This is a genomic window from Rhodoplanes elegans (assembly GCF_016653355.1).
Classification (GTDB): domain Bacteria; phylum Pseudomonadota; class Alphaproteobacteria; order Rhizobiales; family Xanthobacteraceae; genus Rhodoplanes; species Rhodoplanes elegans.
On sequence record NZ_NHSK01000248.1, the window covers coordinates 1 to 10,408 of the forward strand.

General features: G+C 68.9%; 8 protein-coding genes and 1 pseudogene. 6 read left to right on the top strand and 3 right to left on the bottom strand.

All coding sequences use genetic code 11. The annotated features are described in order from the left end of the window. Together CCR97_RS27115 and CCR97_RS27120 are read right to left on the bottom strand one after the other, a co-directional pair. Positions 1–306: pseudogene (locus CCR97_RS27115) on the bottom strand (DUF2155 domain-containing protein); the annotation flags it as partial. Between the two features lie 213 nt (positions 307–519). Continuing rightward, positions 520–936 carry an NADH:ubiquinone oxidoreductase subunit NDUFA12 gene (locus tag CCR97_RS27120; protein ID WP_420826105.1) on the bottom strand — a complete coding sequence of 139 codons (417 nt, stop codon included), beginning with the start codon at positions 934–936 and terminating at the stop codon, positions 520–522. 215 nt (positions 937–1,151) lie between these two features. Here CCR97_RS27120 and CCR97_RS27125 point away from each other — a divergent pair, with 215 nt between their 5' ends. From CCR97_RS27125 to CCR97_RS27150, 6 genes are all read left to right on the top strand, one after another. After that, entirely contained in the window at positions 1,152–2,366 is a 1,215-nt protein-coding gene (locus tag CCR97_RS27125; protein WP_244670697.1) for a mechanosensitive ion channel family protein, read from the top strand. A gap of 709 nt (positions 2,367–3,075) precedes the next feature. Continuing rightward, positions 3,076–6,912, top strand: coding sequence for a vitamin B12-dependent ribonucleotide reductase (locus CCR97_RS27130; RefSeq protein ID WP_201160054.1), 3,837 nt, complete (start codon positions 3,076–3,078; stop codon positions 6,910–6,912). 75 nt (positions 6,913–6,987) lie between these two features. Beyond that, positions 6,988–7,863, top strand: a complete 876-nt coding sequence (locus CCR97_RS27135) for a hypothetical protein (RefSeq protein WP_170146062.1) — start codon at positions 6,988–6,990, stop codon at positions 7,861–7,863. 486 nt (positions 7,864–8,349) lie between these two features. Beyond that, positions 8,350–8,556: a KTSC domain-containing protein gene (locus tag CCR97_RS27140; protein ID WP_111360005.1), complete on the top strand. Its 207-nt coding sequence runs from the start codon at positions 8,350–8,352 to the stop codon at positions 8,554–8,556. Positions 8,557–8,654: 98 nt separating this feature from the next. Further along, positions 8,655–9,143, top strand: coding sequence for a hypothetical protein (locus CCR97_RS27145; RefSeq protein ID WP_146618928.1), 489 nt, complete (start codon positions 8,655–8,657; stop codon positions 9,141–9,143). Positions 9,144–9,606: 463 nt separating this feature from the next. After that, positions 9,607–10,107, top strand: coding sequence for a hypothetical protein (locus CCR97_RS27150; protein WP_111360007.1), 501 nt, complete (start codon positions 9,607–9,609; stop codon positions 10,105–10,107). 65 nt (positions 10,108–10,172) lie between these two features. Here the strand turns inward: CCR97_RS27150 and CCR97_RS31455 are convergent. Then, on the bottom strand, positions 10,173–10,408 hold a 236-nt coding region (locus CCR97_RS31455), incomplete at its 5' end, for a hypothetical protein (RefSeq protein WP_207199598.1).

Genomic DNA, 10,408 nt, shown 5'->3' on the forward strand with positions numbered 1-10,408 from the left:
GGCCGTGGCGGCGCCGGAGGGCGGCGCCAGCGGCTGCGATTCGATTCCCGGCGCACCACCGCCCGGCACGGCCCCGCGCCGCTCCGGGTACGGCGGGGATGGCGGCGAACTGTCGAACTGGTCGGGCGGCAGCGGCGTGACGGGCTGCAGGGATCCGGGCGGCGGCAGCGGCTCGCGGCGGGTCGGGACCGAGGACGGCGGCCGCGGCGGCGGCTCGCCGAAGATCGCGCCGAACTGGGCGGCCGCCGGAGCGGTCGTCATCAGCAGCCCGAGAAGCAGCAGCGGCGCGCGCGAAAAACCTGACATGGATCTCGTCATCCGAAGCGGAGGCGGCACGCCGGCGGCGCGCCCGATCCGGGGCGACCGGCCCGGCGCGCTCGCGCGGCGTCGCCCTCGCGAGGAGGCGCAATTAACACGCGGATTGCGGCATCGAAAGGGAAACGAAACCGCTTTCGGGTCTCGATTTTTTCCGACCGGGCCGAGCCCGGGCCGGCGTCGGCGGTCCGCCGCCCCGCCGCCTCAGCGGCCCGGCGTCCAGGCCTTGTAGTCGCCGGTCGCGGCGGGTCGGCGATTCTGGGCGAGCGTCGAGCCGGGCGGCCGCCAGGCGTTCGGCGTGCCGGTGAGGTTCGGCTTGTGCGGCTTCCACCACTCGCGAACCGTGACGGGCTGCTCGGTCGGCGGCACGTCGATCGTGTGATGAATCCAGCCGTGCCACTCGGGCGGGATGCGCGAGGGCTCGGCGAGCCCGTTGTAGATCACCCAGCGGCGCTCGAAGCCGAGCGCCGGGCTGATCCGCCCGCCCTTCTCCCGGTAATACATGTTGCCCTGGTCGTCCTGGCCGACCAGCTCGCCGTGGCGCGCCGTCCACCACTGCGTCCCGAAGGTCTGGCCGTTCCACCACGTGAACACGCGCGTCAGGAAGGTCTTCAGGTCCATCGTCCACCTGCAGGGCCGGAGGCTTTGCGCGTTTCTGCCACCCGGCCGCCGGGAAGTCCAGAAGGCGACGGCCGCCCACGTTGCGCGAGCGCGCTCGACCCGGCCCGATCCGCCGGACATGGCTCGGAACAGAGCCGGAGACGGCCTGTTGACCTCCGATGCTGCGCTGCGGGATCGGCAGCGTGGCCCGGATTCGAATTGCGAGGGAGGGCAGATTGGGGCTCATCGACAATCTGTTGGCGGCAACTCTGGACGTGCTTTCGAAGGTGCCGGGCATCGTCGTCGGGCTGGTCGTCCTGGCCTTCGCCGTCGTCCTCGTGCTCGCCCTGCATGCGCTGGTCGGCCGGCTGCTCCGCCGCATCTTCCGGGCGCGCCCGTTCGTGCTGACGCTGCTCCAGCGCAGCCGCGGCCCGACTCGCCTGGCGACCGTGATCTTCGTCGTCGCCGTGCTGCTGCCGGCCCTGCCGTTCGATTCGACCGCCGCCGACATCGCCGTGAAGCTGCTCGGCGTCGTCTTCGTCATGCTGCTCGGCTGGATCGCCATGATCGCGGTCGATCTCGGCGCCGCCTTCTACATGCGCGGTTACCGGAGCGAGATGCCGAACGATCCGCTCGCCCGCAAGCACCTGACGCAGGTGCGGATCCTGCGCCGCGTCGCCGCCATCCTGGTGGTCGTGGTGACGGCCGCGGCGGCGCTGATGAACTTCGAGACGGTGCGGCAGTACGGGGTTAGCCTGTTCGCCTCGGCGGGCGCGGCCGGCCTCGTCGTCGGCCTCGCGGCCCGGCCCCTGTTCTCCAACCTGATCGCCGGCGTGCAGCTCGCCATGACCCAGCCGATCCGCCTCGGCGACGCCGTGATCGTCGAGGGGGAATGGGGCGAGATCGAAGAGATCACCTCGACTTACGTCGTGGTCCGCATCTGGGATCTGCGCCGCCTGATCGTGCCCCTGACCTATTTCATCGAGAAGCCGTTCCAGAACTGGACCCGCGAAAACCCGGCCCTGTTCGGCGCCGTGATGCTCTATGTCGACTACGCCGTGCCGGTCGACCGGCTGCGGGCGAAGCTCGAGGAGATCGCCAAGGGCTCGGCCCTGTGGGACGGCCGGGTCTGCGCCCTGCAGGTCACCGACGCGACCGAGCGCACCATGGAGCTGCGGGCGCTGGTCAGCGCCCGCACGGCCGGCGAGGCCTTCGACCTGCGCTGCGACGTGCGCGAGAGGATGATCGCTTTCCTGCGCGAGGCGCACCCCGAAGGGCTGCCGCATGTCCGGGCCGAGGTCGCCGGCCACCCGGACCCGGCGTCGCCAGCCCACTTCGCCGCGCCCGGTCGGACGGCCGACCCGACGCCGTCGGCCGGGCGGCCCTCTTTCCCAGCGCCCTCTCACGCGACGCCCGGCCGAGCCGCCCGGCCGGTCCGCGAGCCCGCCTGACCAGCGGCTCCCGCTTCCGAGTCGCCGGCGGCGACTCGGGGCCCGCGCGGCCCGGCGGCCCTGGCGCCCTCCCCCGGCACCGGCACCCGCCCGAAACCTACCAAAATACCTTTGCGGACTTGCGCGGGTGCCGACCTTCCACACCGGATTTAGTGATCGTGTGACGGCCGCGTGACACTGGTTGGGAGCAGCATCCTACCGGGTCACATCCGGGTCCGTCCGAGGCTTTACAGAATCCCGACTGGATTCCAGAGGGTTGCCGAGGCGTTAAAATTATCCCCGGAATTCTTCCCCGCGCCCACCACATTTAGGGGATGATTCAGACTCTCACGCTAATCCTTGACTGCCTCGGCGGAGTCGGCCTAGCGTTCGGGCCCTGCGGCGCGGCTGGTACGACGTCCACGCCGGACGGATCCCTGAGGCTTGCGACAGACCTCCGCCGGGGCCAATTGCCCTTGTGGACACCCTTTGTCGCGCCCACGCCTCACCCAACGGGGAGCCTTCCGGCCGACGTCGAACACGAGACCGGGACCGCGCGCGGATCACCGGCGAGTAGCGGGCGTTCAGTCGGAGCACGGAGCCGATGAGTGGGGTCGCGGGCCGTTCGGCACGCGACGACGAATGGGGTCGCGAGTCTTTCGGGTCGCGACGGGGATGACTTTCGGACGCGTCCGCACGGGGCGCGGCCGGGCAAGGCAAGAGGCCAGAGATGCGGATCGAGCGGCGCTACACCAAGGACGGGCAGTCTCCTTACGCGGACATTCCGTTCCGCCTGACCCAGAGCGAGATCCGCAACCCGGACGGCTCGGTGGTGTTCCGCGCCGACGCGGTCGAGGTGCCGGCCGCCTGGTCGCAGGTCGCCTCCGACGTGCTGGCCCAAAAGTACTTCCGCAAGGCCGGCGTCGCCGCGCATCTGAAGAAGGTCGAGGAGGAGACTGTCCCCTCGTGGCTGTGGCGCTCGGTGCCGGACGAGGCGGCGCTCGCCGGCTTGCCCGAGAAGGAGCGGTTCGTCGGCGAGAGCTCGGCCCGGCAGGTGTTCGACCGGCTCGCCGGCACCTGGACCTATTGGGGCTGGAAGGGCGGCTATTTCGACGCCGAGTCCGACGCGCAGGCCTTCTTCGACGAGCTGCGCTACATGCTCGCGATGCAGATGGTCGCGCCGAACTCGCCGCAGTGGTTCAACACCGGCCTGCACTGGGCCTACGGCATCGACGGCCCGAGCCAGGGCCACCACTATGTCGACTTCAAGACCGGCAAGCTGCACCGCTCGAAGTCGGCCTACGAGCACCCGCAGCCGCACGCCTGCTTCATCCAGTCGATCCAGGACGACCTCGTCAACGAGGGCGGCATCATGGATCTGTGGGTGCGCGAGGCGCGGCTGTTCAAGTACGGCTCCGGCACCGGCACGAACTTCTCCCGCCTGCGCGGCGAGGGTGAGAAGCTCTCCGGCGGCGGCAAGTCGTCGGGCCTGATGAGCTTCCTCAAGATCGGCGACCGCGCGGCCGGCGCCATCAAGTCGGGCGGCACCACGCGCCGCGCCGCCAAGATGGTGATCGTCGACGTCGACCACCCGGACATCGAGAAGTACATCGACTGGAAGGTGACCGAGGAGCAGAAGGTCGCGGCGCTGGTCACCGGCTCGCGCATCGCCCAGCGCCATCTGCGCGCCGTGATGAAGGCCTGCGTCAACTGCCAGGGGTCCGGCGACGACTGCTTCACGCCCGAGAAGAATCCCGTGCTGAAGCGGGAAATCAAAGCCGCGCGAAAAAATCATGTGCCCGACAATGCGATCAAGCGGGTGATCCAGCTGGCGCGCCAGGGCTACAAGGACATCGACTTCCCGATCTACGACACGGATTGGGACAGCGAGGCCTATCTCACGGTCTCGGGCCAGAACTCCAACAACTCGGTGCGGGTAACGGACGTCTTCCTGAAGGCCGTCGAGTCCGACCGCGAGTGGGACCTCACCTGGCGCACCAAGGGCAAGGTCGCCAAGACCGTGAAGGCGGCCGAGCTGTGGGAGAAGATCGCCAACGCCGCCTGGGCGTCGGCCGATCCGGGCCTGCAGTTCCACACCACCATCAACGACTGGCACACCTGCCCGGCCTCGGGGCCGATCCGCGCCTCGAACCCGTGCTCGGAGTACATGTTCCTCGACGACACGGCGTGCAATCTCGCCTCGATGAACCTGCTGACTTTCCGCCAGAAGGGTGACACGGCGGACGCCTTCGGCTTCGACGTCGAGGGCTACGAGCACACCGTGCGGCTGTGGACCATCGTGCTCGAGATCTCGGTGCTGATGGCGCAGTTCCCCTCCAAGGAGATCGCCCAGCTCTCCTACGAGTACCGCACCCTCGGCCTCGGCTACGCCAATCTCGGCGGCCTCCTGATGTCGACCGGCATCCCGTATGACTCCGACGCCGGCCGGGCGATCTGCGGCGCGCTGTCGGCCATCATGACCGGCGTCTCTTACGCGACCTCGGCCGAGATGGCGTCGATCCTCGGCGCCTTCCCGGGCTACAAGAAGAACCGCGAGCACATGCTGCGCGTGGTGCGCAACCATCGCCGCGCCGCGCACGGCGAGAAGCACGCCTACGAGAAGCTGCAGACGCTGCCGATGCGGCTCGACCACCACGCCTGCCCGGACAAGCGGCTCGTCGACCACGCCATGCTGGCCTGGGACAAGGCGCTGACGCTCGGCACCGAGCACGGCTTCCGCAACGCGCAGGCGACCGTGATCGCGCCGACCGGCACGATCGGCTTGGTGATGGACTGCGACACCACCGGAATCGAGCCCGACTTCGCGCTGGCGAAGTTCAAGAAGCTCGCCGGCGGCGGCTACTTCAAGATCATCAACCGCGCCGTGCCCGAGGCGCTGCGCGCGCTCGGCTACACCGAGGCGCAGATCGCCGACATCGAGGCCTACGCGGTCGGCCGCGGCACGCTCGCCGACTCGCCCGGCATCAACCACAAGGCGCTCGAGGCCAAGGGCTTCACGCCCGACATCATCGCCAAGGTCGAGAAGGCGCTGCCGACCGCGTTCGACATAAAATTCGCGTTCAACAAGTGGACGCTCGGCGAGGCCTTCTGCACCGACACGCTCGGCCTCTCGCCCGAGGAGCTGTCGAAGCCGTCGTTCGACATGCTGGGCGCGCTCGGCTTCACCAAGCGCGAGATCGAGGCCGCGAACGTGTTCGTCTGCGGCGCCATGACGGTCGAGGGCGCGCCGCACCTCAAGCCCGAGCACTATCCGGTGTTCGACTGCGCCAACGCCTGCGGCCGCAACGGCAAGCGCTTCCTCTCGGTCGAGAGCCACATCCGCATGATGGCGGCAGCGCAGCCGTTCATCTCGGGCGCCATCTCCAAGACCATCAACATGCCGAACGAGGCGACGGTCGAGGACTGCAAGGCGGCCTACATGCTGTCGTGGAAGCTCGCCCTCAAGGCGAACGCGCTCTATCGCGACGGCTCCAAGCTCTCGCAGCCGCTCTCCGCCCAGCTTGTCGCCGACGACGAGGAGGACGACGATCACGACATCGACGCCTTCCTGGAGAAGCCGATGGCGTCGCGCGCCGCGGCGCTCTCGGAGAAGATCGTCGAGAAGGTGGTCGAACGCATCGTCGTCATGCGCGAGCGCGAGAAGATGCCGGACCGCCGCAAGGGCTACACCCAGAAGGCCGTGGTCGGCGGCCACAAGGTCTATCTGCGCACCGGCGAGTACGACGACGGCCGCCTCGGCGAGATTTTTATAGACATGCACAAGGAGGGGGCTGCCCTCCGGTCGTTGCTGAACAACTTCGCCATCGCGGTGTCGCTCGGCCTGCAATACGGCGTCCCGCTGGAGGAGTATGTCGAGGCCTTCACGTTCACGCGCTTCGAGCCGTCGGGCCCGGTGCAGGGCAACGACTCGATCAAGTACGCGACCTCGATCCTCGACTACGTGTTCCGCGAGCTCGCCGTCTCCTACATGTCGCGCTTCGACCTCGCCCATGTCGACCCGTCGACCACGGGCGGCTTCGACGCGCTCGGCAAGGGCGTCAGCGAGGGCAAGATCGAGCCGAGCCCGGCGGCCAAGTACGTCTCGAAGGGCCTGACCCGCTCGCGCACCGACAAGCTCGTCGTCATGCCGGGCGGCCACGCCGGGCATGTCGCGGCCCCTGCCCCGGCCGGCGGATCTCATGGCGGCTCGCACGCCGACAACCGCGCCGCGGCCGCGCCGCCGACCGCACTCGCGGGCTCCCTCGCGGGGCACGCGCCGTCGAACGTCGCGCCCTTCGCCCGCGCCGGCGGCGGCGCCGCGGCGGCCCTGAAGGCGGAGCCCGCCGCGCGCACCGCGCTCGACGAGCTGCCCTGGCAGGACCCGACCCCGTCCCAGAAGGCCGAGGCCCGCGCCGACGCAAAAGCCCACGCCGCCGAAAAGCGCGCCGAAGCCAAGGCCCAAGGCTACGAAGGCGAAGCCTGCGGCGAATGCGGAAACTTCACCCTCGTCCGCAACGGCACGTGCATGAAGTGCAACACGTGCGGCAGCACGACGGGGTGTTCGTGAGGATTTGAGACGCTACGGCCGGCCGCTCCGTACGGGGCGGCCGGCGTCAGCTGAGTCGCTTTCGGAACGAAGCCGTTGCTATCATATCTTTCAGATCCCAATATTCTTGGAATGCTAGCCAGCCTAATCGGCGGAGCGATCCTGAGCTGGATTACGGCGCTTTATTACTTTAAAAAAGGTCAATCAAAGAAACTCTTATGCTACTCAATTGTAAGTTACAGCTTTCTTGGGCGCAATCGAAGGGAATTCGAAGGACTTACCGTATCTTATAAAGATAACAAAATCCAGGATCCTGTAAAGTACACAATCTTTGTATGGAACTGCGGAAACGTCACCATTGATGGAAAAGAAATTTCACGATCGGATCCCGTAGGCTTCGAGTACAACAACGCAGAGATATTAGAGATCGCCCCCGCTCGTCCAACTAGGAGCAGCATCAGCCCAAAGATATCGCTTGAAGCTCGAAAGAGCTGCTTCTTCTTAGATTTCGATTTTCTTGATCCGGACGATGGCATAGCCATCGAACTCATAGTCAACCGCAATTCAGCGAACAGCGCCCCCCCGAAGATCAGAGGGACCGTAAAAGGCCTCAACAGGGCGCCCGTCAATGTTGCCGCTCGCTTCAATAGAAATAGCTGGATCGGATCATATCTAAGCGTGGCCTCGGCTGCCTTTTTCGGATTCAGCACCGCTTTGATGGGCTACGATTCGTGGCAATCCGGGTTCGGGTTTGAAGGGATTGTAAAGGGGTTCTCTTGTTTCATGTTTTTAATTCTCTCGATAACATCTATCGCCGCTTTTTTCAGCTCACTTCCTCCAATCCAAGATCCTACGATCCCGCCGCTATTGCGCAGACAGGGCGAGCGAGAAGACGACATCTGGGACGCGAAACGCGAGTTAGACCGCACTCGCGAAAGCCTCCAAATAGCTCGCCAATATCTGGACGAATGAGCAAGCGTAGCCCGGACTCTTCGTAGCCTGGATTGAGCGAAGCGAAATCCGGGGTTTCTTGCTCCGACGCCAGCCGCACTTGTCGATCACCCAACAGAGCGTCCGCGACATCCGGGGGTTCTTGCTCCGGCAAGCGCCGCATCCCGGGTTTCGCTGCGCTCAACCCGGGCTACGAGGTGCTACGAGGTGCCGCCGCGGCGACGGCCTCGTGTCCCGGGCGCGGCGCATCGCGCCGTGAACCGGGCCCCAGGAGCGATCGGGCGAGGCGGTCGGAGAACTTTTTTGCTGCACGGGTCCGTCGTGCCGCCCCTGGGCCCCGGCTCTGCGGCGCACCAAGCCTGCGGCCTGCCGCGCCTCGTCCGGGGCACGCGGCCGCGCACCGGGCCCCTCGGTCGACCTCGCCATTCCCCGAACGCGAGGGCACGCTTCGCTCCGCCCATCCTGCGACTGCGACACTTGCCTCACCCTTCGAGCTGCGAGGTTCCCATGCCCCACGTCGAGTCCTCGATGATGACGGCCGTGTGCTACGACGCGGCGCTGAGGGAGCTGGAGATCACGTTCGCGACCGGACGGGTCTACGTGTACGGCGACGTGCCGGCCGAGATTTACGCCGCCCTGCTCGCCGCCCCCTCCAAGGGCGAGTACTTCAACGCCGCGATCCGCGACGCCTTCCCGACCCGCCGCACCCGCTGACGGCCGCGCGGACGCCGACGCCGTCCGGCTGAACCGCCGGCCCGCACGCCGCCACCAAAGGCGGAACGGCCGCGTGGCCGTGCATGCGGGCCGATGCCATGACCCGAGCCGTGCTGATCCTGCTGATCGTCTGGGCCGGGCTCGGTGTCGCCGGCGGGGCGCTGCTGCACGCGGTCGACGTCGCGGGCCTGCCCCGGCCGGGCGGCGGCGCCGTCACGCTGGCGGTCGGCCTCGGCGTCGTGCCGCTGATCGTGGCCGCCGGGCTCCTGCACAACGCCACCCGCCCGCTCGCGCCGCGCCCGACCCCGGACTGGCTGGCGCTCCTCGGCCTCTATGCGGCGTTCGACGTCGTCCGCTCGCTCCTCGCCTGGGTGACCGGCTGGTCGATCGGCGCCGCCGATTTTTGGAGCGTCTGGATGGTCCTCTACGGCGCCTGCCTGACGACGCTCCTCGACCTCCTGCGCGCCACGCGCTGCCCGGCCGGCCATCCGGTCGCGCTCGACGCGACCTGGTGCCGCCACTGCCGCACCCGCCTGGACGCGGCGGCCCCCGCGTCGGCAAGCAAGCGTAGCCCGGGCTCTTCGTAGCCTGGATTGAGCGAAGCGAAATCCGGGGGGGTCACGCTCCGCGGCGCGTCGGGCCTGCGGCATGCCGCGCCTCGTCCGGGGCACGAGGCCGCGCACACGACGTGCGTGTCGCGACGTGATCACGACCGGTCGGCCAGGCGACTCTCGCGGATCCTGATCACCTCGACGTGACAGAGATGCGACCAGACGCGCCGCCGCTGCGGATTGTCGGCCCGCCCGCCGCGGGCTAGCGTGGGATCGGGGTCACCTTCGTCGCGACCCGCCTGCGCCCACAAGACGAGAAGGTGTCGAGCTTCTCGTCCCATCCCCCGCAAGGGCGCAGCGAGCCCATCGGCACATCACCCGTACCAGCGTCGGATCGCGTCGTGCCGCGGAGCATCTCCGCGGCCGCGGCGTCGTGCGCCGACGCCGTCGCGCGTGCCCGCAGCCGCGGGTGCGCCGTGCCCCAGCAAAGGAAACGCTCATGCTCCGCAAGACTTTCGGCGTGACGGTCGCGATCGGAACCCTGGCCGTCGTGACGATCTCGGAGGCCCCGGCCATGCCGCTGGCGCCCGCCGCACCGGCCGCCGCGACGGGCGACGTGACGCTGGTCCGCGACGGCTGCGGCCGCGGGATGCGCTTCAGCTATCGCCGCCAGGCCTGCGTGCCGGACTTCGACGGCGGCCCGGGCTATCGGGGCGGCGGACCGGCCTATTACCAGGGCGGCGGACCGACCTACTATCGAGGCGGCGGGCCGACCTACTACCAGGGCGGCGGGCCCGGCCCCTATCGGGGCGGTCGCCCCTACCGCGACGACGGCGGGGCGGCGGCCGCGGCGGCCGCGGCCGCGGTGACGACGGGGGTCGTGCTCGGCATCGTCGCCGGCTCGCGGAAGAACCAGGGCACCACGGTGCGCCGCGGCCCGGGCGGACCCGGCGGCCCCGGGGGTCCGGGAGGTCCGGGAGGCCCGGGGCGCCGCTTCTAGACGCGCCTCCGGCGTGGGCGGGCTCGCCTGCCCACCCTGCGACACTGGGGCGGCGGCGCGCCGCCCTACACGGCCTGCACCTCGACCACGCCCGGCACCGCCTTGATGGCGCCGGCGATCTGCGGGGAGACCTTGTAGCGGCCCTTCAGCTTCACCTCGATCTCGGCCTCCGACAGGAGGAGGACGATCGACACGTCGCCGCCCGCGGCCTCGCCGGCACCACCCGCGCGTCCCCGCGCCGGCGGGGCCCCGGGGGCTCCGAAGGAGGCGCCCGCGCCCGAGGCGCCCGGCCCCCCGCCTG

Coding starts and splice junctions, on each gene's coding strand:
- CCR97_RS27120 (WP_420826105.1), bottom strand. CDS start 936: ATGGACCTGAAGACCTTCCTGACGCGCGTGTTCACGTGGTGGAACGGC.
- CCR97_RS27130 (WP_201160054.1), top strand. CDS start 3,076: ATGCGGATCGAGCGGCGCTACACCAAGGACGGGCAGTCTCCTTACGCG.
- CCR97_RS27140 (WP_111360005.1), top strand. CDS start 8,350: ATGCCCCACGTCGAGTCCTCGATGATGACGGCCGTGTGCTACGACGCG.
- CCR97_RS27145 (WP_146618928.1), top strand. CDS start 8,655: ATGACCCGAGCCGTGCTGATCCTGCTGATCGTCTGGGCCGGGCTCGGT.
- CCR97_RS27150 (WP_111360007.1), top strand. CDS start 9,607: ATGCTCCGCAAGACTTTCGGCGTGACGGTCGCGATCGGAACCCTGGCC.